Source organism: Parabacteroides sp. PF5-6, assembly GCF_029504695.1.
Lineage (GTDB): Bacteria > Bacteroidota > Bacteroidia > Bacteroidales > Tannerellaceae > QVMG01.
Genome location: NZ_JAQFIN010000003.1, coordinates 152447 through 177929, shown reverse-complemented (window position 1 = coordinate 177929; position 25483 = coordinate 152447). Strand labels below are relative to the sequence as shown.

Annotated in this window: 21 protein-coding genes and 1 tRNA gene; 13 read left to right on the top strand and 9 right to left on the bottom strand. The window is 48.2% G+C overall.

Annotated features, from left to right (window positions below; genetic code table 11):
* The first annotated feature begins 1 nt into the window (after position 1).
* The 4 genes from M2133_RS04985 to rho all read left to right on the top strand — a co-directional run bounded on the left by M2133_RS04985 (position 2) and on the right by rho (position 5562).
* On the top strand, positions 2 to 1102 hold the full coding sequence (locus tag M2133_RS04985; RefSeq protein ID WP_277464891.1) for a Nif3-like dinuclear metal center hexameric protein: 1101 nt from the start codon (positions 2 to 4) through the stop codon (positions 1100 to 1102).
* A 1-nt stretch (position 1103) separates the two neighbouring features.
* The gene (locus M2133_RS04980) at positions 1104 to 1868 is read left to right on the top strand and encodes a C4-type zinc ribbon domain-containing protein (RefSeq protein ID WP_277464890.1); all 765 of its coding nucleotides are present in this window, start codon (positions 1104 to 1106) and stop codon (positions 1866 to 1868) included.
* Positions 1869 to 1933: 65 nt separating this feature from the next.
* Positions 1934 to 3265 (top strand): tRNA lysidine(34) synthetase TilS, encoded by a 1332-nt coding sequence (gene tilS / locus M2133_RS04975; RefSeq protein WP_277464889.1) that lies wholly within the window; start codon positions 1934 to 1936, stop codon positions 3263 to 3265.
* 194 nt (positions 3266 to 3459) lie between these two features.
* Positions 3460 to 5562 carry a transcription termination factor Rho gene (gene rho / locus M2133_RS04970; RefSeq protein ID WP_277464888.1) on the top strand — a complete coding sequence of 701 codons (2103 nt, stop codon included), beginning with the start codon at positions 3460 to 3462 and terminating at the stop codon, positions 5560 to 5562.
* A 269-nt stretch (positions 5563 to 5831) separates the two neighbouring features.
* Here the strand turns inward: rho and M2133_RS04965 are convergent, their stop codons facing one another.
* The gene (locus M2133_RS04965; protein WP_277464887.1) at positions 5832 to 6407 is read right to left on the bottom strand and encodes a superoxide dismutase; all 576 of its coding nucleotides are present in this window, start codon (positions 6405 to 6407) and stop codon (positions 5832 to 5834) included.
* Positions 6408 to 6683: 276 nt separating this feature from the next.
* On the opposite strand from M2133_RS04965, the gene M2133_RS04960 reads away from it, so the two are divergent.
* Positions 6684 to 6899 (top strand): hypothetical protein, encoded by a 216-nt coding sequence (locus M2133_RS04960; protein ID WP_277464886.1) that lies wholly within the window; start codon positions 6684 to 6686, stop codon positions 6897 to 6899.
* Between the two features lie 17 nt (positions 6900 to 6916).
* Here M2133_RS04960 and M2133_RS04955 read toward each other — a convergent pair whose 3' ends face one another.
* Positions 6917 to 7675, bottom strand: coding sequence for an exodeoxyribonuclease III (locus M2133_RS04955; protein WP_277464885.1), 759 nt, complete (start codon positions 7673 to 7675; stop codon positions 6917 to 6919).
* A 95-nt stretch (positions 7676 to 7770) separates the two neighbouring features.
* Between M2133_RS04955 and M2133_RS04950 the strand changes: the two genes are divergently transcribed.
* Both M2133_RS04950 and M2133_RS04945 read left to right on the top strand, forming a co-directional pair.
* Positions 7771 to 8700, top strand: coding sequence for a hypothetical protein (locus M2133_RS04950; RefSeq protein ID WP_277464884.1), 930 nt, complete (start codon positions 7771 to 7773; stop codon positions 8698 to 8700).
* A 25-nt stretch (positions 8701 to 8725) separates the two neighbouring features.
* Positions 8726 to 9430, top strand: a complete 705-nt coding sequence (locus tag M2133_RS04945; protein WP_277464883.1) for an MgtC/SapB family protein — start codon at positions 8726 to 8728, stop codon at positions 9428 to 9430.
* Positions 9431 to 9442: 12 nt separating this feature from the next.
* Here M2133_RS04945 and M2133_RS04940 read toward each other — a convergent pair whose 3' ends face one another.
* Both M2133_RS04940 and serB read right to left on the bottom strand, forming a co-directional pair.
* Complete coding sequence (locus M2133_RS04940; RefSeq protein ID WP_277464882.1) at positions 9443 to 9745, bottom strand: Dabb family protein; 303 nt, start codon at positions 9743 to 9745, stop codon at positions 9443 to 9445.
* Positions 9746 to 9767: 22 nt separating this feature from the next.
* Positions 9768 to 11003 (bottom strand): phosphoserine phosphatase SerB, encoded by a 1236-nt coding sequence (gene serB / locus M2133_RS04935; protein WP_277464881.1) that lies wholly within the window; start codon positions 11001 to 11003, stop codon positions 9768 to 9770.
* Positions 11004 to 11369: 366 nt separating this feature from the next.
* Here serB and M2133_RS04930 point away from each other — a divergent pair, with 366 nt between their 5' ends.
* Positions 11370 to 11870: a thioredoxin-like domain-containing protein gene (locus M2133_RS04930; protein WP_277464880.1), complete on the top strand. Its 501-nt coding sequence runs from the start codon at positions 11370 to 11372 to the stop codon at positions 11868 to 11870.
* Between the two features lie 66 nt (positions 11871 to 11936).
* On the opposite strand, the gene M2133_RS04925 is transcribed toward M2133_RS04930, so the two are convergent.
* Together M2133_RS04925 and M2133_RS04920 are read right to left on the bottom strand one after the other, a co-directional pair.
* On the bottom strand, positions 11937 to 14078 hold the full coding sequence (locus tag M2133_RS04925) for an ATP-binding protein (protein WP_277464879.1): 2142 nt from the start codon (positions 14076 to 14078) through the stop codon (positions 11937 to 11939).
* 150 nt (positions 14079 to 14228) lie between these two features.
* Positions 14229 to 15011 carry an RNA methyltransferase gene (locus tag M2133_RS04920; RefSeq protein ID WP_277464878.1) on the bottom strand — a complete coding sequence of 261 codons (783 nt, stop codon included), beginning with the start codon at positions 15009 to 15011 and terminating at the stop codon, positions 14229 to 14231.
* Positions 15012 to 15195: 184 nt separating this feature from the next.
* Here M2133_RS04920 and M2133_RS04915 point away from each other — a divergent pair, with 184 nt between their 5' ends.
* The 4 genes from M2133_RS04915 (at position 15196) to proS (ending at position 21661) form a co-directional block, all read left to right on the top strand.
* Positions 15196 to 17535: a BamA/TamA family outer membrane protein gene (locus M2133_RS04915; protein ID WP_277464877.1), complete on the top strand. Its 2340-nt coding sequence runs from the start codon at positions 15196 to 15198 to the stop codon at positions 17533 to 17535.
* 33 nt (positions 17536 to 17568) lie between these two features.
* Positions 17569 to 19356, top strand: a complete 1788-nt coding sequence (locus M2133_RS04910; RefSeq protein ID WP_277464876.1) for a M14 family metallopeptidase — start codon at positions 17569 to 17571, stop codon at positions 19354 to 19356.
* Positions 19357 to 19452: 96 nt separating this feature from the next.
* Positions 19453 to 19526 (top strand) — tRNA-Arg (locus M2133_RS04905).
* A 653-nt stretch (positions 19527 to 20179) separates the two neighbouring features.
* A complete protein-coding gene (proS, locus tag M2133_RS04900) occupies positions 20180 to 21661 on the top strand; it encodes a proline--tRNA ligase (RefSeq protein WP_277464875.1) in 1482 nt (493 codons plus the stop codon).
* A 72-nt stretch (positions 21662 to 21733) separates the two neighbouring features.
* Here the strand turns inward: proS and M2133_RS04895 are convergent, their stop codons facing one another.
* Positions 21734 to 22183 carry a YhcH/YjgK/YiaL family protein gene (locus M2133_RS04895; protein WP_277464874.1) on the bottom strand — a complete coding sequence of 150 codons (450 nt, stop codon included), beginning with the start codon at positions 22181 to 22183 and terminating at the stop codon, positions 21734 to 21736.
* An 87-nt stretch (positions 22184 to 22270) separates the two neighbouring features.
* Here M2133_RS04895 and M2133_RS04890 point away from each other — a divergent pair, with 87 nt between their 5' ends.
* Positions 22271 to 22477: a heavy metal transport/detoxification protein gene (locus M2133_RS04890; protein ID WP_277464873.1), complete on the top strand. Its 207-nt coding sequence runs from the start codon at positions 22271 to 22273 to the stop codon at positions 22475 to 22477.
* A 10-nt stretch (positions 22478 to 22487) separates the two neighbouring features.
* Here M2133_RS04890 and M2133_RS04885 read toward each other — a convergent pair whose 3' ends face one another.
* Together M2133_RS04885 and M2133_RS04880 are read right to left on the bottom strand one after the other, a co-directional pair.
* The gene (locus tag M2133_RS04885) at positions 22488 to 23807 is read right to left on the bottom strand and encodes a TldD/PmbA family protein (RefSeq protein ID WP_277464872.1); all 1320 of its coding nucleotides are present in this window, start codon (positions 23805 to 23807) and stop codon (positions 22488 to 22490) included.
* 1 nt (position 23808) lies between these two features.
* On the bottom strand, positions 23809 to 25344 hold the full coding sequence (locus M2133_RS04880) for a metallopeptidase TldD-related protein (protein ID WP_277464871.1): 1536 nt from the start codon (positions 25342 to 25344) through the stop codon (positions 23809 to 23811).
* Positions 25345 to 25483 lie beyond the last annotated feature (139 nt).

The following is a 25483-nucleotide window of genomic DNA, read 5'->3' as shown; positions in this document are numbered from 1 at the left end:
TATGGGATTACGGATAAAGGATATCATTCGGGAGATCGAGCAATACGCTCCGTTGCCTCTACAGGAAGACTTTGATAATGCTGGAGTGCAGGTAGGGGATGTCAATCAAACGGCAACGGGTGCTTTGTTGTGTCTTGACGTGACGGAAGAGATTGTCGATGAAGCGATCGCAAAAGAGTGTAATCTGATCATTTCCCATCATCCTTTAGCTTTCAAGCCTTTTAAATCGTTACGTGGCGCTACGTATGTGGAACGTTGTATGATCAAAGCGTGCAAACACGATCTGGTGATCTATGCCGCGCATACAAACCTGGATAATGTACAGGGAGGCGTTAATTATAAACTGGCGGAGATGATCGGACTACAGAATATCCGTATCCTGAGTCCGCAAAAAGAATCTTTATTGAAGCTGGTTACGTTTGTGCCGACGCCTTATGCGGATGTTGTGCGCAACGCCTTATTCCATGCCGGAGCAGGAAGTATCGGGAATTATGATTCTTGTAGCTTTAATCTGTCTGGCGACGGCAGTTTCCGGGCCAAAGAAGGAGCGCATCCGTTTGTCGGAGAGATCGGTGAACTGCATTATGAGAATGAGACCCGTATCGAACTGGTTTTGCCCGCATACCGTCAGTTGGCGGTTACCCGTGCGCTGCGTTCGGTGCATCCGTACGAAGAACCGGTCTTTGATTTTTATCCATTAAAGAACGCTTGGGAGCAGGCCGGATCGGGTGTAGTAGGGGAGTTGCCGGTGGAAGAAGATGAGTTGACCTTCCTGTTGCAGATCAAAGACCTCTTTAACGTGCCCTGTGTCAAACATTCTCCGCTGACCGGTAAGCCAATCCGCGAAGTGGCGATCTGCGGCGGCAGTGGTGCTTTCCTGATTAAAGATGCAATCAGTTATGGCGCGGATATCTTCATCACCGGTGAAGCAAAGTATAATGACTATTACGATGTCGAAGATCGTATACTCTTGGCAGTCATCGGGCATTACGAGTCGGAGGTTTGTACAAAAGAAATATTTTATAATATATTATCGAAAAAGTTTCCTACCTTTGCACTGCATTTATCAAATGTGAATTCAAACCCAGTAAAATATTTATAGAATGGCTACAGATAAAAACGCTGCTGAAAAAGAATACACCGTAGAAGAAAAGCTTTCTACCTTGTATCAGCTTCAGACGATGATGACTGAAATCGATAAAATCAAAACGCTTCGCGGTGAGCTTCCTTTGGAAGTGCAGGACCTTGAAGATGAGATTGCCGGGCTGGAAACTCGTCTTTATAATTATCAGGCTGATATCAAGGACTACGAAGGAGCAGTTGTAGAGCAAAAGAATAAAATAACGGACTCAACCGCTTTAATTGAACGCTATAAATCCCAGTTAGACAATGTCCGCAACAACCGGGAATTTGATAACTTATCCAAAGAAATAGAATTCCAGGGATTGGAAATGGAGTTCTCCGAAAAGAAAATCCGGGAGTTCACCGAAGCTATTGCCCGCAAGAACGAAGAAATCGCTCAATTGACGGAAATCCTGGACGGACGCAAAGCCGACCTGGTACAGAAGAGAGGCGAATTGGAAGAGATCGTTTCCGAAACGAAGCAGGAAGAAGAAAAATTGCGGGAGAAAGCTAAAAAGCTGGAATCCATGGTGGAGTCGCGTTTGTTGACGGCATTCAAACGTATCCGTAAGGGAGCGCGCAACGGTCTGGCTGTGGTTTATATCCAACGCGATGCCTGTGGGGGTTGCTTCAATAAGATTCCGCCTCAGAAACAAATGGATATCAAATTGCGCAAGAAAATTATCGTATGTGAGTATTGCGGCCGCATCATGATCGACCCGGAACTGGCCGGAGTAGAAGAGTAGTTATTGTTTTAATAAATAAATAATATAGTATAGGGATACATTGTTATCCCTATATTTGTATAAGTATGTTTGAGACGATACGTACATATATTCATCAATACAACTTATTGCCGGAACGCTCTCCGGTGGTGGTTGGATTGAGCGGGGGAGCCGACTCCGTTGCTCTGTTGGTTCTTCTTGTACGTTTAGGTTATAAATGTATAGCCCTTCATTGCAATTTTCATCTTCGGGGCGAGGAGTCTGATCGGGATGAACGTTTTTCCCGGGACTTAGCCTTGCAACTGGGGGTTCCTTATTATTCCACAGATTTTGACACAACCCGTTTTGCCGAAGCGAATCATCTTTCGATCGAAATGGCTGCCCGCCAGTTGCGGTATGGCTGGTTTGAAGAAAAGCGCAAAGCGTTCAATGCGCAGGCGATCGCGGTAGCTCACCATCAGGATGATAGTGTGGAAACGCTATTGATGAATCTGATGCGCGGAACGGGCATACGCGGTCTGTCGGGTATCCGGCCAAAGAACGGCACGGTCGTTCGCCCCTTATTGGCGGTAGGGCGGGAAGAGATCGAGCGTTGGCTTGAAGAGCAAGGCTATGCGTATATGACCGACTCGACGAATCTATCCGATATTTATACCCGGAACTTTATCCGTTTGCGGATACTTCCCCTGATGGAAGAACTTAATCCGGCGGTAAGGCAAACGATTGCCCGGACGGCCGAAAATCTTTCCGATGCGGAAGCGATCTATATCCATTTTATCGAAGAAGCGACTAAGCAGTTGCTTTCTGAGGATAAACGTGTTTCTATTTCCGGATTGCTGGCGTTGCCTGCTCCCGAAACGGTTTTATACGAGATCCTGAAGCGCTATGGCTTCAGCCGAATTGTCTCCCATGAGGTCTATCAGTCTCTATCTAAAGAATCCGGGAAGATCTTTTATTCTCCCCATTACCGATTGATTAAGGATCGGGATTGTCTTTTGCTTTCAAATCGGGAAGAAAAGAATGACGAGTCTTCTTATACCGTGGAGAGTATAGCTGATTTTTATCATCTACCCGTTGAGTTTGCGTGTGAACAATTCACCCTGTCGGATGGTTTTAGTATAGAGAAAGATCGAGATATCGCATATTTTGATCTGGCTAAGCTTCGTTTTCCCCTGACCTTGCGTCGTTGGAAAGAAGGAGATTGGTTTATCCCTTTCGGCATGACCGGGAAAAAGAAACTGAGTGATTATTTCTCTGATCATAAATACAGTCGCATAGAAAAGGAGAATGCCTGGCTTTTGTGTAGCGGAAAAGATATCATTTGGTTGGTCGGGGAACGAACGGATAATCGTTTCCGCATTGAAAAGACGACAAAAGAGGTGCTTAGCCTAAAAAAAATGGGACAAAAGCCGCTTTAGTTTAAAAAAGTTTATACATTTGCACAGATTTTCTCCGCAGATATGTTGCTAATGAGTCAAATTAGTCAAACATTCCGGTTTATTCAATAAAAAGTTTTTTACACAAGCATTAATTAACAAAATAATTACGCGCGTTTGACTATCGTCTATCGATATACGTGCGTCTTACCATTACATATTATTAACCTCGCATTATGCAGAAATACAACATTTTAGAACTAAATGAAAAACTTTTATCCGAACTCCAGGATATTGCCAATGAGTTAGGAATAAAAAAAGTCAGTAGTTTCAAAAAGGAAGAGTTGATCTATCGTATCCTTGACGAACAGGCTATATCTTTAGCTGGTATCCAGGTCGAAAAGGAAAAAGAAAAAGAAGCGAAAATTGCTGAAAGTCGTGCCAAGCAAAAAGCGGCAAAGTCCGTAGCATCCAGCACTAAGAAATCAACTAAATCAGAAACAAAAGCCAAAGATGCAACGAAAGAGCCGAAAGAAAAGGCTCCGGCAGAAAAGGCAAAGGCTAAAACTCCTGCCCCAAAAGCTACACCGGAAGTGGTAGAGGCTGAATCGAACGAAAAGGCAGCCGCTAAACCTGAAAAGAAGAAGAGGGTACGTATCGATAAAAAGGAAAAAGTAATCGCGGCAATCGCTCCGACCGGCACCAATGAACAACCGGTAGTTACGAAAGCGGATACGGATACGGCTACTCCTCCTGTGGTAAAAGAAGAACCGGTTGCAACCGTAAAGAAAGTGATTCTTCCTAAAAAACAGGAACCTGTTGCTGAAGAAAAAGCTTTACCTCCTGTTGTTAAGAAGAAAGAGGAAGCTTTGCCTGCTGCTCCGAAAGAAGAAATTTTGCCTGCGGAAAAAGTGGAGAAAGAGCAGACTGAATTACCTGCCGCTAACACTGTGGATACAAATGCTGAAGCGACACCGGAAGAAACAGAACCCAAACGGGTTGTCTTCCGTCATCCGGATGCCAAATCTGTTCTCGATCAGATATTCCCGTTCTCCTCTTCGCAACCCAAAGCAGAACCTAAACGTCAGGAAGAAAAAGAAGTTGCCACACCGCAAGCCCCTTCAAACAAAATAAACAAACAACCCAATCATCCGAACAATCAGAAGAATAATACGCATGCAAATCAGCCACAGGAGAAACCCTACGAGTTTGATGGCATCCTGATCGGTACCGGCGTTTTGGAAATGATGCAGGACGGTTACGGCTTCTTACGTTCTTCAGACTATAATTATCTGACTTCTCCTGATGATATTTATGTTTCCCAATCACAGATCAAACTGTTTGGACTTCGCACGGGAGACGTGGTGGAAGGAGCTATTCGTCCGCCGAAAGAAGGAGAGAAGTACTTCCCGCTGGTAAAGGTCGACCGGATTAACGGACGTACGCCGGAAGAAGTACGCGACCGTGTACCGTTTGATCACCTGACACCGCTTTTCCCCGATGAAAAATTTATGCTGACGGCACGCCGTGCTCCGAAAGTATATGACAAGACTGCTGTTCGTGTGGTCGATTTATTCTCGCCGATCGGGAAAGGACAACGTGGACTGATTGTGGCGCAACCGAAAACCGGTAAGACTATGCTGCTGAAAGATATCGCCAATGCCATTGCAGCCAATCATCCGGAAGTCTATATGATCATCCTGTTGATCGATGAGCGCCCGGAAGAGGTGACCGATATGGCACGCAGCGTGGATGCGGAGGTGATTGCTTCTACCTTCGACGAACCGGCAGAACGTCATGTGAAAATCGCTGAGATCGTCTTGAATAAAGCCAAACGTATGGTAGAATGTGGTCATGACGTAGTGATCCTGTTGGATTCAATCACCCGTCTGGCCCGTGCATACAATACGGTACAACCGGCATCGGGCAAGGTGCTCTCCGGTGGGGTGGATGCGAATGCCTTGCAGAAACCCAAACGTTTCTTTGGAGCGGCCCGTAATATCGAAAACGGAGGTAGCTTGACTATCCTGGCGACAGCTTTGACAGAGACCGGATCAAAGATGGACGATGTGATCTTCGAAGAATTTAAAGGTACCGGTAATATGGAGCTTCAGTTGGATCGGAAGTTATCGAACAAACGTATTTACCCGGCTGTCGATATTATTGCCTCCAGTACCCGTCGCGACGATCTGCTTCAGGATGGTGCTACGGTTAACCGGATGTGGATCCTGCGTAAATACCTGTCGGATATGAATTCGATCGAAGCGATGGAGTTTGTCAAGAAACACATGGAAAATACGAGTGACAATATGGAGTTTCTGGCTTCGATGAATGGCTAAACCCCTTATTGAAAAGATAAAAGACAAGCCCGGAAAGATTTCTTTCCGGGCTTGTCTTTTTTTTGACCTTTAATGCCTAAAATACCCCTTATCAGGTTAGGAGAAAACTGCCTTCAGCCGTGGCTTCAGCGCGAACATACGTGTAGGAAAAAAAAGGCCGGCAGCTTTTTGAAAAAGGCCGGCGGCCTTTTAGAAAAGGCTGCCGGCTTTTTTCAAAACTCCGGCGGCTTTTCGGAAAGGGCTGCCAGCCTTTTCTGGGGAGCTGTTATTTAATATCTTTTATTTACGACGTTCCAATCGACTATTTTCCAAAGATCCTTTAAGTGATCAGCCCGGCGATTCTGATAATCCAGGTAATAGGAATGTTCCCAAACATCGAACCCAAGAATCGGAACCAGGTCTTTGGTTACCGGGTTACCGGCATTCTGTTCTTTGGTAATCTGCAGTTTCCCTGTTTTGTCTTTCGCCAGCCATACCCAACCGGAACCAAACAGACCTACGCCTGCTTCTTCAAACGCTTTTTTGAAATTCTCAAAAGAACCCCATTCGTTATTGATCGCTTCTGCGAGCTGACCTTCCGGTTGACCTCCGCCATTGGGCGTGAATTGGGTGAAATACAATTCGTGATTCAATACCTGTCCGGCATTGTTGAAGGTCGGACCATCCGAACCTTTTACGATATCGATCAACGAAGCGTTCTCAAATGGAGTTCCCTGGATCAACTCGTTCAGCTTATTGACATAAGCTAAAAGGTGTTTCCCGTGATGGAACGCTATGGTTTGTTTACTGATAACCGGCTCAAGTGCATCGGCCGCATACGGCAATTTAATTAATTCAAATTTCATAACTTCTTGATTTTTATTTGATATCTCACTGTTTGATGTGAATAATAATAAACTCAAAACGATACTTAACATATTCTTCTTTTTTTAGATGAAAAACTCGTCGTTCTATAGTTGAAACATCCGGGATTCCTATTTTGTTTAATAAACAATGGGAATTAATGTATCTTTGCGTATGTTTGCAGAAGAAAACGCATCGTCGGACTCATAGCTCAGAAGATGAGTTACGGACGATGCGGAAGAATGATGGAATCAATAAATTACTTCAATAAAAAGAGTATGGAAAATGAAATTTTAGAACTGCTGTCTACTTATCCCGGGACCTTTAAAGGGAAGTATCTGATCAAAGAGGAAGATGGTTCGTTAGAAGTGTCAAACCAAGCCAAAGGAGCGGTTTTTTGTCCGATCGCTGAGAATTGGGAAGATTATATTGATTATATGATCGAAGCGCTTGAAACGGGTGTGATCCCGGAAGAGCTAAGCGATTTCTTATAAGAGTACCGACACACCGGTCATAAAATCAACACCAACGGACAATGATCCGAATGTTCCGCTTGTGACAGGATATAAGCTTCTTTGAGCAGGGGAACGAGCGGGGCGGTCACTATATTGTAGTCGATGCGCCAGCCTTTGTTATTCTTACGGGCATTGAAGCGGTAGCTCCACCAGGTGTATTCTTGTTTGTCCGGGTTCAATACACGGAAAGTATCCGTATAACCTGCTGCCAGAAAGCCGGTTAGCCATTCGCGTTCTTCGGGAAGGAAACCGCTGTTCTTGGCGTTGCGCACGGGATCGTGGATATCGATCTTCTCATGGGCGATATTGTAGTCGCCACACAAGACCAGTTGCTTGCGTGTCTTTTCTAACTCCTGCACATAGTCTTGGAAATCCGACAGCCATTGCATCTTAAACGCTTGCCGCTCTTCGCCGCTTGTGCCCGACGGGTGATAGACGCTCACCACGGAAAGTTCACCGAAGTCGGCTCGGATAAAGCGTCCTTCCCGGTCGTACTTCTCGATGCCCATCCCATATTCCACATGGTCGGGTTCTTTTCGCGTCAGGATCGCCACTCCGCTATACCCTTTCTTCTCCGCGCAAAAGATATACGTATGATAGCCTCTGGCATCGAATTCTTCTTTGGGGAACTGGTCGGGTTGCAGCTTAATCTCCTGCAAACAAACGACATCCGGCTGCTCTTCTTCCAGCCAATTCAAGAAACCTTTGCCTATGGCGGCACGCAATCCGTTTACGTTGTATGTAATAATCTTCATCTTGCAATCTGTTTTACATAAAGAACAAAGATACGCCATTTTATGTTTAAATAAAAATAGCCTATATTTACCCTCAAATAGATAGATCCAATCGTATGAAATTCCGCTTCCGACTTATCACCTGCCTGTTATGCAGCCTTTTCGTATTACCCCATAAGGGGTTATCCCAAGAGCCTTTCCCCCGGATAGAAATAGCGGTTATCAATAGAGAGATGCGGATAAATACCGACAAAGATATACTCCGCTACGGCGTTCAGTCGTTTGGGAACGGCGTGTACCGTGACTCGCTGGTGAACCATCTGGATACGATACGTCCGGTGGAAAACTATGAGAACCGTTATGAAAACCATATCTACCAAGCCATCTGGGGAAGTGACACCTTGACCTACCGCGTCAGGCCGGCGCAGTTTCGCACGCACACCTTTGATTACGAAGCCAAGAAGAAACGCGAAGCCCTGGAGGTGGAAAGCCAAATTCCCCCTTTTCATCGCTTCACAGCCGTTATCGAAGGCCTGGATGATGCGGCTATTGCGGCGTTGACCGACTCGATGTCGCGTATGAAAGCCGACGATGCGCCCCTGTTATTCAATAACTGTCAGACGTGTATCTTCTATGCCCTGGAAGCCTTGTTCGAAACTCATCAGATTTGTACCGCTCCGATCATCACACGCAATTCGAACTTCGAAGAGATGCGCGAGTTGAATGCTTTTTTCGATCGTTTCCTGACGGTCAATACCATCTATCCTTGTCGTTTCAAAGACTTGAAAGATAAGACTTTTCCGAACAACTCCCTCTTGGCTTTTATCGATGATAACGGCTTGATTATGCACGCGGTTTTCTATCGCGACGGTACGTTCCATAGCAAGAACGGCATGCATCCGCCGATAGAGGTGCCGTCGCTCAAATCCATTATGCAGGCGTATGGCCGGTGGGACAGCAAGAAGTCGGGCCTGAGTAAAGAAGGCAAGGCGATGCTGGCGCATGAACTGATGGTTTACACGGTGAATGAAGATTTATTCTTTTGATTATCAATAGAAAAACAGATATCCTATGATAGAAGAAATCAGAACCCTATTGGATTCGACCACGGTAACGACCGGCACGGTCGTTCTCCGGTTGGTCATCAGCTTTGTCTTGGGAGGGCTTATCGGTGTGGAGCGTCAGATGCGTCGGCGCGATGCCGGGATGCGCACCTTCACCTTGATTTGTGTGGGCTCTACGGCAGCCATGTTGATCTCGATCTGGATCCCGCAGACCTATCCCGATTTTCTGAATGGCGATCCGGGCCGGATTGCCGCGCAGGTACTGACCGGTATTGGTTTCTTGGGTGCTGGAGCGATCATCCAGAACCGGGGAAGTATCCAGGGCTTGACTACGGCCGCCTGTATCTGGGTGGTTGCCGTGATCGGCTTGGCGGCGGGAGCGGGTATGTTCGTGGCCGCCGGGGTGACTACTGTAGCCACCTTGTTTGTCTTGCTCTCGATGGAGCGTTTGGAGAAAAGGATGTTCCTCGACGGGGTGAATAAAATCCTGGCCATCAGTTGCAATACTTCGACGCCCGAGTTGAAGCGGATCCGCCAGATCCTGGAGAGTAAGAATGTGTATATTGTCAGCTTCTCGTACGAGAATGATTACGAAAAGCAGACTTCGGTCATCACCTATAAGGTGAATGTCAAGTCGAAGTCTGCTTACAGTGTGTTGTTCGCCGAGATTCATGGCCTGGGTTATGTCACCCAGATCCGCTTGCTCGCCTGATATTTTCCCCGCTTAGTATTCGAAATCCACGCAGGCGCGGTCGGCTTTGACCGGTGCGATTGCTTCTTTCGATACCGCCACATGCGCCGGGTGCGTGGCATACGTCTTCACGTCTTCCAATGTCGGCAGTTCGGTGGTCAGGATCAGGTCCCAGCTCTCTTCCGGATTGATATTGAAATCTACGCGAATCGCTTTCAGGCAATCGATCACATCGATCAAGGCTTCGAGCCTTTCTTTGATCTCCTGCATCTTCGCCTGCTTTTCGTTTAAGGTGTCGAACTCCTTGAGTTTGAACATCACTACATGTTTGATCATCGTTTTGTATAGTTTATTTGTATTAGAAAACGCCTTGTTCGTCCAGGTACGAGTCTTTATAGCCGAGGAAATAGAGGATGCCGTCGAGTCCGATGGTCGAGATCGACTGTTTCGCGGTCGCTTTGACTTTCGGTTTGGCGTGGAAAGCGATACCCAATCCGGCGATACTGATCATCGGCAGGTCGTTTGCCCCGTCGCCCACGGCAACGGTCTGGCGAATATCCACATTCTCCACCTGGGCGATCAGACGAAGCAATTCCGCCTTGCGTTTGCCATCGACGATATCGCCGACGTAGTTGCCGGTGAGCTTGCCGTCTTCCACTTCCAATTCGTTGGCATATACATAATCGATACCGAACTTCTGTTTCAGGTAATTGCCGAAATAGGTAAATCCTCCGGAGAGGATGGCGATTTTGAAACCTACTCTTTTTAAGACAGACATCAAGCGGTCGGCCCCTTCGGTGATCGGAAGGCTCTCGGCAATCTCCTGCATGACAGACACATCCAACCCTTTCAACAAGGCACATCGTTGGCGGAAGCTCTCATTGAAGTCGATCTCGCCCCGCATGGCCGATTCGGTAATCGCTTTGACCTGTTCGCCCACGCCGGCACGGATGGCCAGTTCGTCGATCACCTCCGTATCGATCAGTGTCGAATCCATATCGAAGCAGATCAGGCGGCGCATCCGGCGAAACATACTCTCTTCCTGAAAGGAGACATCCATCTCCTGCTCGGCGGCCAGACGCATAAAGTCCGCTTTCATTTTCTCTTTATCTCGGGGTGTGCCCCGGACGGAGAATTCGACACTGGCTTTGGGCGTCCGTTCGTTTTCATCCAACGGGATTCGTCCGGTCAGGCGTTTGATATCATCGATATTCATGCCTTGCTCGGCCACAATGCCCGAGATTCCGGCGATCTGCTTCGCTGTCAGTTTCCGCCCCAGGATGGTAATGATGTACCGATGTTTACCTTGCATGTTGACCCATTTACCATATTCCTCTTTTGAAATAGGGTTGAAGCGTATATGAACATCTAATTCATAACTCTTGAAAAGAAGTTCTTTCAGGATATCTCCGGAATTACCTTCGGAGCTTTGAAACATGATGCCAAGCGACAGGTGATTGTGTATATCGGCCTGGCCGATGTCTAATATGACTGCATTGTTTTTTGCCAGGATTTCAGTTAAAGCGGCAGTTACTCCCGGACGATCCGTCCCATTAATATTAATAAGTATAATCTCTTCGTCTTTCCGTTCCATATCTGATTCTATTAAAGGGGCAAAGGTATTAAAATCTACCTATTCGCAGGGCTTTCTTCGGGACTTTTTAGTCCGTTCCCTACTTGGTGGAATGCAGAATGTGCTGCAGAACATACTCTTTTCAGTCTTTACGGTGCAATAAAACATATTGAAAAACTTGTGAAAGTGATAGAAAAAGTATATAAAACCTTGAAAGTTGGCAGATTTGCTTTATATTTGCACCCGATTAACAGGGAAAAGCCTCTTAGCGAAGAGCACGTTTCCTGTTTATATCCTGAAAATCAGGAGTCAGAATAAAGTCTTCAAGCGATTAAGGTAAAAAGAAAATGGCTTTATTCTGATCAAGTTTAACGTAAAATGCAAAATATGAGAGTTAGAACTTATGTTCTCATTGCTTCGGTCGCTATGGTTATCATGTCTTCCGGATCAAAAGAAGCTAAGCCGACAGTGGGATTGAATCCCGGCGATTTAGCACCGAGAATAAAGTCTTTGGAGAACGATGAAGATTTGCGTTTCCAAAATCATTCAGGACATTACACCCTATTGAATTTCTGGGCCGCCTATGATGCCGAATCACGCGCCCGTAATGTTCGCTTAATGAATGAGATCAACAAATCAGGTTCTGAGAAATTGAGGGTTCGTTCGATATCTTTGGACGAGAACCAAGCGGTCTTTACCGAGACAGTCAAGACCGACAAGCTGGATCACTCCACGCAATTTCTGGAAGAACAGGGAAGAGAGTCAGTCGTGTATAAGGAGTATCGCCTGCATAAAGGCTTCACGAATTATTTGATCAACGACAAAGGAGTAATTGTAGCTTATGATCTTACTCCGGAGAAACTGGCTGAAACATTGGATCGAATCTAATAAAAAAGCAGAGGGTCGCTCCCGTCAGGGAAGCGGCCCTCTGTTTTTATTTGTTACGGCACGGACTCAGTGAGGGATAGGCACCTGTTCGGTGTTTGTCGCCGGCAAGGTAAACCAAAACTTGGATCCTCGATCCTTTTCCGATTCCACACAAACTGTTCCACCCAGCCCTTTGATCAGTTTCTGGGAGATATGCAAACCCAGTCCGGCACCTTTCTGAAACGTATCCGACTGGTAGAAAGGGCTGAACAGATTCTTCCGCTCTTCTTCGGTCAGACCGATACCCGTGTCGCTGACTATCACTTTCAGCTTCTCTTCTTCCGCTTCGAATGAAAGGGAGATCTCACCTTTTTGCGTAAACTTCACCGCGTTGTCCAACAATAGGGATATGATTTGCCGCATCCGTTTCTCATCCGAATACCAGGTGGTGAAAGGCAGGTTGTAATGGAATGTGGCCGTCACCTCCGATTGCTTCTTCTGGGCATAGAGGTGATACAGTTCTTCGCCCATCTTCTGGAGGTCGAAATCCTGGTAGACGTATTCGATCTCCCCGGCATCCAATTTCGACAGGTCGAGCATATTGCTGACCAGGTTCAATAAGGTTTCGTTGTTCTCGTGGATCAGCCGGATAAACTCCTCATTCTCCGGCGTATGGTTGCCCTCGGCCAGGATATTGGAGAATCCGACAATGGCGTTCAGCGGGGTGCGGATCTCGTGACTAAGGTTTTCCATAAAGACCGTTTTCAAGCGGTCGGCCTCTTTCATCTTGACCAGTTCCAATTCCGTTTCATGCTGTTCGGTCACGATCATGGTATAACAAAATACCTTCGACGGCTTTTTACCCTCTTTCGTTTGGGTGCTCCGGAAGTTGCTGGTCAACCATTCCAGTTTCCCGTTCATATACTGGCGGTAGGTGATGGTCACCTGATTGATCTCTCCGTTCAGGATCGGGGTGACTGCCTGGTTGTAGAACCGGTCCATATCTTCGGGATGCACGCCTTGCATCTGCCCTTCGGACGTAAACATATCGTCGTTGCCGGCATTCATAAAGATCCAGGAGCGGATATCGCCCGTCAAGGTATCGTCGAAAGAAAGCTGGTTATTTTCCACATCGTATTCCCAGATCAGCGCCTTGCCTGTGTCGAGCGCCATGCGCAGTTTGGTCAGGTTGTATTCCAGTTCTCTTTTCTGCTGGTAGTCTGCCGAGATATCGTTGACCAGGAAGAGGTAACCGAAGATATTATCGAACGTATCCATCAGCGGGATGATCCGACAGATCAACCGCTTTTGCTGCTCGGGGCAGTCGCTTTCGTAATACTTGTTTTCGCTGATCACCTTGAAATTGTAATCCACCTCGAACTCCACCTCTATGCCTTGCTGGATCTGTTGTTTATGCTCTTCGGTGATCATCGGATTGCGAAACAGATCGACGATGCCCACCACGTTCTCTTCCGTGATGCCGAAGATCGCCAGGTCGGATTTATTGATCCGTGTCAGTATGCCTTTCTCGTCGTAGAGCTCGACGCCGATCGGCAGCTTCTGGAAGATCAGGTTGAGCAATACCTCGTTTTTCAATGTTTTCAGCGCCGATATCTCCCGTTCCTTATACACCCTCTCATGGTCGATCGTGTTGGAGAAGATCTCGCAGACCACCCGCATATTTTCGATCTCTGCCCGCTTCCACGTATGATAATGATCGACAAAATCGATCATGATATAACCATTGACCACTTCCCGGCTGTAGGTCGGAAGCGTCAGGCACGACTTGGTTTCATTCGTACGAATCAGCTCTTCAGTCAGCCGATGGCTAAATGCCAACTCGGCAGGCAATTGATTGACATTGTCCACCACCAGTTCTTTGCCCGTCTTAAGCAGTGCGACCAGTTGTTCGATCAGTTGGGAATAGGTCGGATCTTTTTCTTTCAGGATCTCCGGAAGCGCGCGTAGGGGAGTGGCCAGCCCCTGGCGGGTCACGGTATACGAAAAGTCTTCGTCGATAAAATTCCGGTCGAACACCCGCAAGCTGATCCGGTCGGCTTGCAGAAAAGATAAAACAAGCGAAAGGGCGGTGTTTACCGTATCCCGGTCACGCGAATGCATAAACAGGTTCAACAACCGGGAAACTAATTTGCGGAAGGTTAACATCTCTGCATTTGCTTTCGTGGAAAGCATATCTTTTGGGGCTTCATCATCCCTCGATTCTTTCATATCTCATTGCCTTTTATTCCGATGAATATTTATTTCCCAACGGGAAGATCACAAAGTTATTTATTTTTGTCATTTATTGTCTTTTTTGAGGCCAGAAAAGCAAAGACAAGCTTTTCGATCGTTTTCAAATCGTGTGAAAAATGAATGATTTCACCAAGGCCGGCATGACGGGGTTTCACTAACCCTTCTGCGGAATTCGGCACAGACGATGGCGGTTGCCATGGCGACGTTCAATGATTCGGAGGTCTCGCGGCCTATCGGGTAGTTGGGGATAAATAGTTTTTCGTTCACCAGCGGCAGGATAGTCGGACGTATGCCATTCCCTTCATTACCCATAACGAGGATGCCGTGGGTCGATAATTCCTTTTCATACATATTCTCGCCATCCAGGAAGGTACCGTAGAGGGGGATGTCGGCTTCTTTTTGTTGAGTCAGATAAATTTCCAGATCGGTATAATGTACCTTCACCCGGGCGAGGCTGCCCATGGTGGCCTGCACCACTTTGGGGTTAAAGACATCGACGGTATCCGTGTGGCAAACCAGATGTTCGATGCCGAACCAATCCGCGATGCGTATGATCGTGCCCAGGTTGCCCGGATCCTGTATGCCGTCGAGTGCAAGGACGAGCTGCTGCTGCGGACATATTTCTTCGATATTCCATTGGGGTTGTTTAAACACGGCAATCACATCCTGGGGTGTTTTCAACAGGCTGGCTTTGCGGATGTCTTCTTCGTCGGCAATCAACAGTTCTTTGGCCGGGATATCTCCCTGGGTAGCCATCCATGAAGGTTTGGCGATGATCAGTTCGCTCTCGAAAGCATACAACAGATCGGCAACCAGTTTATTCCCTTCCGCAAGGAAAACGCCCTCTTCGTTGCGGTGTTTTTTGAGCTCCAACGAGCGTATATATTTTAATTTCGTCTTACTTACCATCCTGTATTATCCTTATTTAAATAGCAAAAGTAGCCGTTTTTATTTTAATTCAAGTAAAATTCTTCTGGCTTTCACTATCTTTGTTCCTGCAAATCGAAGATAGGATGCGCCTCGGCATAAGCAAACAAGTTTGCTTCTGCGCTCGGCTTTCACTATCTTTGCTCCCGCTTCTAAATAAAATATAATGAAGGTTATCCGGCGTATAGTTTCGATGAGTGTCCTTTTGTTTTTGTTGGCTTCGTGCAGCACAACGAAATTTGTGGAAGGCGATCAATACCTGCTGGATAAGGTCGTCATCGAATCGGATAATCCGGACTTCGGCACTTCCGAATTAAACTCCTATGTGCGTCAGCAACCTAATTTCAAATTGTTCGGTCTGGTCAAATGGCAGTTGTATGTGTATAACTGGTCGGGGCGTAATGCGAACAATTGGTTCAATAAACAATTGAGAAGGATCGGCGAAGCTCCCGTGATCCTCGACTCGATGCTGGTGGAGCAATCGCAGGCCGAATTGGGCCGTTTCCTCTTTAACAAAGGATATATCGATGCCGGACTGACCTCGTCGATCGATACCACCCGCCGGAAGAAAGCGGTGGTGACCTACCATATCACATCGAATGAGCCTTACCGGATCGGGGAATATAACTCCCGCGTGGACGATGCCCGGATCGATAGTATCATTCATCTGACTCCGGTCAAGCGCTCGGCATTGAGCAATACTTTCCGTTCGGCTTCAGAGAATTTCACCCCTCTGATCAAAGAAGGCAATCTGTTCGACCGGGATGTGTTGGACGAAGAACGACAACGAGCAACTTCCCTCTTGCGCCGAAGAGGCTATTATGCCTTTAACCGCGACCATCTGGGTTACCTGGCCGACAGCACACACAATCAACACCTGGTGGATGTCGATCTGGTGCTCAAACCTTTCCGCAAATATCATGCGGATGGATCGGTGACGGAGGTTCCTCATCGGCAGTATTATATAAATAATGTATCCATCTTGACCGATTATAATGCGTTGGATGATAACCTGAGTACCCGCTTTATCCCGACCGACACAGTCAAAAACAAGGCGCTCACGATCATATACGGCCAGCGGGGAAAGAATATCCGTTCCAACGTTTTGCGTGATGCCGTTTATCTTTCGCCGGGACAGTTGTATAATGAACGCAATGTGGAGCAGACCTATTCCGCCCTGACTTCGTTGCGGGCACTGAAGAATGTCAACCTGCGTTTCACCGAATATGAAGAGAACGACAGCCTGAAACTGGATTGTATCGTGCAAACTTCTTTCTCCAAACCGCAAAGCATTGGTTTCGATGTCGAAGGAACCAATAATGCCGGCGATTTAGGTTTTGCTTCGAGCCTCTCGTATCAGCACCGTAATATCTTCCGGGGAGCGGAAGTGTTCTCGGCACGTATACGTGGCGCTTATGAATCGTTGGGCGGCTCGGATAGTTATTGGGAGTATGGGGGAGAGGCTTCGATTTTATTCCCCCGTTTTCTTTTTCCGTTTCTGGACTATGATTTCAAACGCCGGCTGAGGGCGTCTACCGAATTGCGTTTAAGCTATAATAAACAGGACCGGCCGGAATACGAACGTTCTATTTTCTCCGGATCATGGAACTATATCTGGCAGGATCGGAGTAATGTCTTGGCGCGTCATACGTTTAAGCTGTTGGATGTGGATTATGTTTTGTTGCCCTCCATCGATCCGGATTTTAAAAACAGCCTTCCCGAGGCGCTTCTGCGCTATAATTATACCGATCAGTTTATTGTTGCGACCGGATATACGTATTCTTTTAATAACTATTCGCCACAGAACCGGATGCGAAATACCCATTCCCTGCGTGTTTCCGTCGAGACTGCCGGGAATGTTCTGTATGCCTTATCCAATCTGACGAAATCCTCGAAAGATAGCAACGGGCGGTATAGCCTGTTCGGGACAAACTACTCGCAATTTGTTAAAGCTGATATCGATGTTAGCCGGGGAATCGTGTTAGACAACCGAAGCCGCCTGGCTTTTCATGTCGGTGTGGGCGTCGGTGTGCCTTATGGAAATGCGGAGATGTTGCCTTTCGAACGGCGTTATTTCTCCGGCGGCGCGAACAGTGTCCGCGGATGGTCGGTGCGCGATCTCGGCCCGGGAAGTATGGCGGTGAACGATACGACCAGTTTTGCTTATCAGGTAGGGGATGTCCGGTTGGACCTGAATGTGGAATACCGGACCAAGCTGTTCTGGAAATTTGAATTGGCCGCTTATGTGGATGCCGGTAATATCTGGACCATCCGGCCGTATGTCGATCAGCCTGACGGCAACTTCGACTTCTCCCGCTTCTATAAAGAAATCGCTGTTTCCTATGGGTTAGGACTGCGTTTGGACTTCGATTTCTTCCTGTTACGATTTGATACCGGTTTCAAAGCCTATAATCCGCAGGAACGAGGCAGTAAGCGATGGGCGATATCCCATCCGAACTTCGGGAAGAACTTTGCCTGGCATTTTGCCGTCGGCTATCCATTCTGATACGTAAAAAGCTGAATATTAAATCTAAACAATATGAACCGATTAGTTAACGCCACCATTCCCATTCTTACTCTTATTCTTTTATTGATCACCGCGTGCGGACAGAAACCGCTGGACAAAGAATTGTTTCTGACCTATTATGAGAAGAACGATTACAACCGGACACCCAGCTATGCAGAGACCGTTGCCTATTGCAAATTATTGGATCAACATTCTCCATTGATTCATTATACCACTATCGGACGTTCTCCGCAGGGAAGAGAGATCCCTTTACTTATTGTGGATAAAGACGGTTTGACTTCGCCGGAGAAGATCCGGGCGAAAGGACGCGTGATCGTTTTGGCCGAAGCCTGTATCCATGCCGGCGAACCGGATGGCAAGGATGCCGGTTTGATGTTTATCCGCGACCTGGCTTTGTATGGCCAACACGAAGGATTGTTGGATGACGTCTCTTTCCTTTTTATCCCGATCATGAATGTAGACGGGCATGAAGACTTTGGCGAGCACTACCGGATCAACCAGAACGGACCGGTCGAGGTCGGTTCCCGCTTCACCGCCCAACGGTTGAATATGAACCGCGACTTTATCAAAGCGGATGCGCCGGAAACACGCGCTTTGTTGCAGCTCTACAGCCAATGGATGCCGGAGCTGTTTATCGATATCCATGTGACCAATGGCGCCGACTTCCAATACGTCTCTACCTATGGCTTGGAACATTGTGAGTTTCTGGCACCCAATATGCTCGACTGGAGCCGGAATACGTTCGAAACCGAACTGAAAGAGCGGATGCAAGCGGCCGGTTATCCGATTTTCCCGTATTATTATTCCACCGAAGACGTGCCCGGTTACGGCACTGCTGTATTGCCCGATGTGTTTGCTCCGCAGTATTCCAACGGTTATGCTTCGGCAAACAACCGGATCGGCCTGCTTGTCGAAAATCATATCTATAAGCCTTATAAAGAACGGGTGAATGCCTCCTATCTTTACCTCAAACATGCGATGGCGATTGCCGGAGAGTATAAAGAGATCTTCCGGGAAGAGGTGCGCAAGGCGGACGACTATGTCGCTTCGGCTGCATTCCGGAAAGACTCTCTGCCGTTGGAGTTTGCCCACGACCGGAAGCAGGCGGAAAAGACTGATTTCCTGGCCTGGAAAGATACGACAGTCCGAAGTGAGATGTCCGGTGGACTGTGGACGTATTACGATTATGACTCACCTGTCACCTACGATTACTGGCTTTTCACCTCTTTCCGGGGAGAGAACAAGATCCGGTTGCCCGAAGCCTATATCCTGCCGCGCGAGCACCAGGAGGTGATCGCGCTCTTGGATGTGCATGGTATTCAATATCAACGTCTGGAAAGAGATACATTAATAATGGTAGAGACTTACCATTTCACACATTCCGAATGGTCGAAATCGCCTTATGAAGGACGGATCACCCTGACGACCGACTATATCCCTGTTCAGGAAACGATTTCGTATCATCAAGGCGATGTGTTGATTCCAACCGCCCAGCCTAAAGTGAAAATAGTTGCCCACCTGTTGGAACCTAAGTCTCCGACCTCCCTGGTCTATTGGGGATTCTTTAATAGTTACATCAAAGCACCCAATGAGTTTTGGATCAGCCTGAAATATATGGAAGTCAAAGGCCGGGAAATGATGGCCAAAGATCCGCAATTGCAAAAGGAATTTGAGGAAAAGAAGCGGAACGACCCTGCCTTTGCCAACGATCCGGTCGCCATCTTACACTTCTTTATGCAGAAGGTGCGCGAAACCGTTGAGGTCGGAGTCAACCGTTATCCGGTCGGCCGTTTGTTGTAATTCCTTGAATGGAACAGGGGAAAGCTCCATTTAACTTTTTCTATCTCCCGTTTGCATTTCCAAATAAAAATACTACCTTTGCCCCCCGAAAAGGCCGGTTCGGTAGCTCAGTTGGATAGAGCAACAGCCTTCTAAGCTGTGGGTCTTGGGTTCGAATCCCAACCGAATCACAACGAAAGTCGCTTAAATAGCGGCTTTTTTGTTTTAAAACCACTTTGCCTCCACTTTAGATCAGTCAGGATCACGGATCACCCCGAACCGAAGGTCGCTTAGCGAAGCGTAAAGCAAATATTGTGGAGAACTTCCTTCTCGATGATAATAAAATTCGCAGATGACGCAGACGAATTTCAACGCCACAAGTTTCTGGAATGATCCCCAATTAGCCGGATTATTTCTTTCAAATTGCCAGACTCTAAAAGTGCCGATAGTTATCAGCACAAGTGCCGATAGTTATCAGCACAAGTGCCGATAATTATCAGCACAAGTGTCGACAATTATCGGCACAAGTGTCGACATCTATCAGCACTCTTTTTTCCCTGGGTGAATGACCCGAAAAAAACGGTAGTCTTGGGGAAGGTTACCGGTGTACTGCCGCAGGGAGATCACGGTCGGATCTGCCCTGCTGCGCGGGGAATGAAAAGATCCAAGCGAAGCCGTCGTAAGGCACACAGACTAAAAGAATTATTTTATACCTTTGTGGCGGTTTCCAAAGCTGAGGCTGACCCCAAAGTAATCGGTGTGCAAATGAAAGACTTTTGGGCCAGTCCCACATCAAGATAGGAGTGAAAAGAATAGAAGTAATTATATATAAAGTAAGAAAACAATGGCAAAAGAGCTGAAAGAATTGACTAAGCGGAGTGAGAACTATTCGCAATGGTATCAGGATCTGGTGATCAAAGCGGAACTGGCGGAGAACTCGGCTGTGCGCGGATGTATGGTGATCAAACCTTACGGATACGCGATCTGGGAGAGGATGCAACGGGTGTTGGACGATATGTTCAAAGAAACAGGGCACGTGAATGCCTATTTCCCGCTCTTGATCCCCAAGTCTTTTCTGAGTAAAGAAGCACAACATGTCGAAGGGTTTGCCAAAGAATGCGCCGTAGTGACCCATTACCGGTTGAAGAACGATCCCGAAGGCAAAGGCGTAGTGGTCGACCCGGCGGCTAAACTGGAAGAGGAACTGATTATCCGTCCGACCTCGGAAACGATTATATGGAATACCTACCGCAACTGGATCCAGTCGTACCGCGACCTGCCGATCCTGGTCAACCAATGGGCCAATGTGATGCGTTGGGAGATGCGCACGCGCTTGTTCCTGCGTACCGCCGAGTTCCTCTGGCAGGAAGGGCATACCGCCCATGCTACCCGGGAAGAAGCGGAGATCGAGACACGCCAGATGCAGAATGTCTATGCGACCTTCGCCGAGCAGTATATGGCCATGCCGGTCGTCAAAGGCTTGAAATCGGAAAGCGAACGCTTTGCCGGTGCTGAAGATACCTATACCATCGAAGCGATGATGCAGGATGGCAAAGCCTTGCAGGCGGGAACGTCTCACTTTCTGGGGCAGAACTTCGGACGGGCTTTCGACGTCACGTTTATCGATAAAGAAGGCAAGCAGGAATATGCCTGGGCGACTTCCTGGGGGGTATCGACCCGCTTGGTGGGCGCACTGATCATGGCACATTCCGACGATAACGGTTTGGTGTTGCCTCCGCTGTTGGCACCCATACAGGTGGTGATCGTTCCGATCTACCGCAGCGAAGAGCAGTTGAACCAGATCCGCGAGAAGGTGGCAGGCATTGTGTCCAACCTCAAAGCGATGGGTGTTTCGGTGAAGTTCGACGATGCCGACAACAAAAAGCCGGGATGGAAATTCGCCGAATACGAACTCAAAGGGGTACCGGTGCGCCTGGCGATGGGTGGCCGCGACCTGGAGAACAATACGATCGAAGTGATGCGTCGCGACAAATTGGAGAAAGAAACAATCTCTTGCGACGGTATCGAAACATACGTGAAAAACCTGTTGGACGATATCCAGAAGAACATCTTCCAGAAAGCTTACGACTACCGGGAAAGCCATACGATCACGGTCGATACCTACGAAGAATTCAAGGAAAAGATCGAAGACGGCGTCTTTATCCTGGCGCATTGGGACGGCACGGCGGAGACCGAAGAGCGCGTCAAAGCGGAGACCAAAGCGACCATCCGCTGTATCCCCTTGGAAGGCGACAAAACACCCGGCCAGTGCATGGTCACCGGCCAACCCTCGAAGCAACGGGTGTTGTTTGCACGGGCATACTAAAAGCAATTACGAATTACGAATTAAAAATTACGAATGCCGGTTGGTATTCCTTTAATTCGTAATTCGTAATTTTTAATTCGTAATTACCTTAATCACGACTTTGCGGATTGTGCCTTGTCCGATGCCGGGAGCGTGTCCGTCTTCAGGGAAGTAGACGGCGAACTCACCCGGGTGGATCGCGGTGTAGGTGGTGGGTTGGTCACCGAAGAAGGTGATGTCTTTGTCGGCGGCGTAAGGCTGGGTGACCGTTTGCAGGTCGCTGCCGGCTTTCCAGCCGATCGTTTCCACGCCGGAAAGGGGGAACTGGATATCGATATACCGGTTGTGGGTTTCCAATACTGCCTCTTCCTGTTTTTTACCGGTGATCGTACTGATCGCGACATACAGCCGGTCTCCTTCAATCTCGTATCTCCCGTCTTCCAACGTGGTAAAATCAGTCTTTTCGACAAAGGCAATCGCCTGGGCGAACAACGGATGCAGGCTGGCGATGGCCTGCATGTTCTTTCGTGAATCGTGTATCATAATCTCTCATTTTAATATTGGAAGCAAACATACGAAAACTCTGAATAAAAATAGTCGTACCTTTGCCGGGTAATCAAAGAAAAAAGAATGATGATGAAATTTAAGACAAACGCAAAGTGCGGCGCCTGCGAAGCAGCGATCGCCCATAAACTGAATCAGGTAATCTCCGGCAGCGACTGGTCGCTGGATCTGGATTCGGACGATAAGGTATTGACAGTCAAAGCCGACATCCCCGCGTCGGAGGTGATCTCCGCCGTCGAAGATGCCGGCTTCCGCATCAAGGCTATCGATTAACATCAAAGGCCTACAACCCACTAAAGTCCACGCCGTCGAACAACATCGACGGGATGCGCCAACTGGAAGAGAGGCGGGGATCGTTGCCGATCTCAAGGATATGGTTGCAGAGCGTCAACAGGTTTCCGGTGATATTCATCTCGGAAACCGGCTGCGTGAGCTTTCCGTTTTCGATCAGGAAACCTTCGACACCGAACGAGAAGTCGCCCGTCGTGCTGTTGCTGTTCCCGCCATTGAAGCCGGTCACCAGGATGCCCCGGTCGACCATCGCCACCAGCCCGTTCGTATCTTTCTTGCCCAGCGGCATGGTCAGGATGGAAGGGGAGGAGATGGTGGGTTGCACGTTCATCTTATTCGCGTTGTAGGTATCGATATAATAGGTCTTCAGGATCCCGTTTTCAAAGATCGGCCTGCGTTGCGTCGCTACGCCTTCGCCGTCGAAGTAACGGGCGCCGGGCGATTTGATCAGATGCGGTTCGTCGGTCAAGGTGAAGTTCTCGCCAAACACTTTCTCGCCGATTTTATCCAACAGGAAAGAGTTCTTCTGCTGAATGGAAGAGCCATAGAGCGCATTCAGGATAGGCGAGAGCAGGCGGGAGATATTCAGGTTGTCGACCACCATGGGATAGGATCCGGAGGCTACCTTGCGCTGGCCCATTTTCTGCATCACACGCTCGAGGGCTTTCGTGCCGATGCCTTTTTTGATCAAGGTATCATAATACAAAGAGGAGTCGTACCAGTAGGATTCGGGACGTGCTTCTCCTTCGCCGCGGATACTGACACTGCCCGTTACGCTGTAGTACGAGGTCTGGCTTTCCCCTTCAAATCCATTGCTTGCAATCATATAACGCGCGTCTTGCCCGTCGCTGTATGACGAACTGGACGAGATGATGCGCTTGTCTTTGCCCATGATCTCATCGCAGGTCTGCATCGCCAGAGCAACTTTCTCGTCGGGTTGAATCTCCGGGTAGCGGGGATCGTTCATTTCGAGATCCGGTTGGCCCCCCCGGTAATAACGGGAAGCCTCGGGCAGGGTCCGGGCTTTGTCTTCCGCCAGGTAGCGGGTGGCATCGATACCCTCTTTGATGAAACGTTCCAATTCCTGGCGAACCAGCCGGTTTGTGGAGTAAGTGCCGTAGCGTCCGTCGACGAACAACTGGATACTCATACTGTTCTCCGAGGCCTGTTCGAGGCGGTCGATCTTCATGTCGCGTACCTCGAAAGAGGCGTTCGATCCGTAATACAGGTTGATACGTGAAGCCTGGCATCCGTTCTTCAGGGCATACTCCATGGCCCATTGCGCCAGCTTTTTATTTTCGTTTGTGATCATATTAGCTTTCTCCTCCTACTGTTAATTTACTGACTAAAGCAGATGGCATACCGCAGGTGACGGGACAGGATTGTCCGTCTTTGCCGCAGGTCCAGGTGCCGTTATCCATCGCGTAATTATTGCCCACCATCGTCATATCGGCCAGCGCTTTCGGGCCGTTACCGATGATATTGATGTCTTTGATGGGCTGGGTGAGCTTACCGTCTTCGATCAGGTAACCGTCTTTGACAAAGAAGGTGAAGTCGCCCGCACCGATCTGTACCTGTCCGTTGGTGAAGTTGGCGGCGTAGATGCCTTTCTTCACGGTCGAGATCATCTCTTCTTCCGACACATTGCCCGCTTCCATATAGGTCGCCCGCATCCGGGGAATCGGCATGCAGCGGAACGACTCGCGGCGTCCGTTGCCGGTCGAGGCAATCCCGTAATGCTGTGCGCTGATGCGGTCGTGCAGATAGCTGGTGAGTATGCCTTCTTTGACGATATAAGTCTTTTGTCCTTCCACACCTTCGTCGTCGATATTGACCGAGCCGCGGTTGAAGGGGATCGTACCGTCGTCGACCACGTTGATATGTTCGTTGCAGATCTTCTTATTCAACAGATCGGAGAAGATTGACGTATTCTTACGATTGAAATCAGCCTCGAAAGCATGGCCGATCGCTTCGTGCAACAGGATACCCGAACCTCCGGCGCCCATCACCACCGGCATCTCACCGCCTTTGGGTTTGATCGCCTGGAAAAGGATTGCCGTTTTCTTTACCGCTTCCTGTGCCACCGTATCGATCACTTCGTCGGTCAGGAATTCCGCACCCATTCGGTAGGCCCGGGCAGCGCGTGAGTTCTCGATCTTCGTGCCGTCCTGCATGATACAGGTGGCGCTCAGGGTGATCATCGGGCGGTAGTCGTAATACATCGTGCCTTCCGAGTTGCAGAAAAAGATATGCGAGGTGGTGTCGCTCATCGAGGCCATTACCTTGATCACCCGCTTGTCGAGCGCGAATACCCGGTCGTTGAGTTTCTGCAGATACGGCATCTTCTGCTGGATTGCGATCTCATCCCATGGCGTTTGCACCGTGTAGTAGTTTTGGCGGATGGCTTTCTCCGTCAGGTTGGGCACCTTGTGGCGCGAGGCGGAAGGATTCGTGGCGATCTGTGCAGCCGCACGCGCCGCTTTCATCATCTCTTCCAAGGTGACGTTTTCTACATAGGCGTATCCGGTCTGGTCGCCCGATAATACCCGCACCCCCATACCGAAATCGATATTGGAAGCCGCGTTATTCACCGCTCCGTCTTGCAGTCCGATACTATTCCGGAAGGAATGTTCGAAATACAGATCGGCATAGTCGCCCCCTTTCTCCAGGGCGGCAGCGATCACTTTCTTTAAATCACTTTCATTCACTCCAAAGTGTTCAAGAGCAAACGGAATCGTTACAGCCAGATCCGCTCCAGTGGGGATCAGCGGTTTTCCCAAGAGGGAAGGAGCAATCAAAGAACCTACTATGGCCATACTTCCTGTTGTAATAAAATCTCTTCTTTTCATTTCGCTTCGCTTCACTTCACTTCATTCAAATTGACAATTGACAATTGACAATTGACAATTAAATGTTGTTAGTTAGTAAACATAATTCTATTCTCTTTTGTCTCATTTGTTTTTTGTGGTTTCCCTTCTTCTACTATTA

Excerpts from the sequence above, each read along its gene's own strand:
- M2133_RS04915 (WP_277464877.1), top strand. The coding sequence starts at position 15,196 with ATGAAGGTTATCCGGCGTATAGTTTCGATGAGTGTCCTTTTGTTTTTG.
- rho (WP_277464888.1), top strand. The coding sequence starts at position 3,460 with ATGCAGAAATACAACATTTTAGAACTAAATGAAAAACTTTTATCCGAA.
- M2133_RS04885 (WP_277464872.1), bottom strand. The coding sequence starts at position 23,807 with ATGATCACAAACGAAAATAAAAAGCTGGCGCAATGGGCCATGGAGTAT.
- M2133_RS04925 (WP_277464879.1), bottom strand. The coding sequence starts at position 14,078 with ATGAAAGAATCGAGGGATGATGAAGCCCCAAAAGATATGCTTTCCACG.
- M2133_RS04930 (WP_277464880.1), top strand. The coding sequence starts at position 11,370 with ATGAGAGTTAGAACTTATGTTCTCATTGCTTCGGTCGCTATGGTTATC.
- M2133_RS04945 (WP_277464883.1), top strand. The coding sequence starts at position 8,726 with ATGATAGAAGAAATCAGAACCCTATTGGATTCGACCACGGTAACGACC.
- M2133_RS04985 (WP_277464891.1), top strand. The coding sequence starts at position 2 with ATGGGATTACGGATAAAGGATATCATTCGGGAGATCGAGCAATACGCT.
- M2133_RS04890 (WP_277464873.1), top strand. The coding sequence starts at position 22,271 with ATGATGATGAAATTTAAGACAAACGCAAAGTGCGGCGCCTGCGAAGCA.
- M2133_RS04940 (WP_277464882.1), bottom strand. The coding sequence starts at position 9,745 with ATGATCAAACATGTAGTGATGTTCAAACTCAAGGAGTTCGACACCTTA.
- M2133_RS04950 (WP_277464884.1), top strand. The coding sequence starts at position 7,771 with ATGAAATTCCGCTTCCGACTTATCACCTGCCTGTTATGCAGCCTTTTC.
- M2133_RS04895 (WP_277464874.1), bottom strand. The coding sequence starts at position 22,183 with ATGATACACGATTCACGAAAGAACATGCAGGCCATCGCCAGCCTGCAT.
- M2133_RS04960 (WP_277464886.1), top strand. The coding sequence starts at position 6,684 with ATGGAAAATGAAATTTTAGAACTGCTGTCTACTTATCCCGGGACCTTT.
- serB (WP_277464881.1), bottom strand. The coding sequence starts at position 11,003 with ATGGAACGGAAAGACGAAGAGATTATACTTATTAATATTAATGGGACG.
- tilS (WP_277464889.1), top strand. The coding sequence starts at position 1,934 with ATGTTTGAGACGATACGTACATATATTCATCAATACAACTTATTGCCG.
- M2133_RS04920 (WP_277464878.1), bottom strand. The coding sequence starts at position 15,011 with ATGGTAAGTAAGACGAAATTAAAATATATACGCTCGTTGGAGCTCAAA.
- M2133_RS04980 (WP_277464890.1), top strand. The coding sequence starts at position 1,104 with ATGGCTACAGATAAAAACGCTGCTGAAAAAGAATACACCGTAGAAGAA.
- M2133_RS04965 (WP_277464887.1), bottom strand. The coding sequence starts at position 6,407 with ATGAAATTTGAATTAATTAAATTGCCGTATGCGGCCGATGCACTTGAG.
- proS (WP_277464875.1), top strand. The coding sequence starts at position 20,180 with ATGGCAAAAGAGCTGAAAGAATTGACTAAGCGGAGTGAGAACTATTCG.
- M2133_RS04880 (WP_277464871.1), bottom strand. The coding sequence starts at position 25,344 with ATGAAAAGAAGAGATTTTATTACAACAGGAAGTATGGCCATAGTAGGT.
- M2133_RS04955 (WP_277464885.1), bottom strand. The coding sequence starts at position 7,675 with ATGAAGATTATTACATACAACGTAAACGGATTGCGTGCCGCCATAGGC.
- M2133_RS04910 (WP_277464876.1), top strand. The coding sequence starts at position 17,569 with ATGAACCGATTAGTTAACGCCACCATTCCCATTCTTACTCTTATTCTT.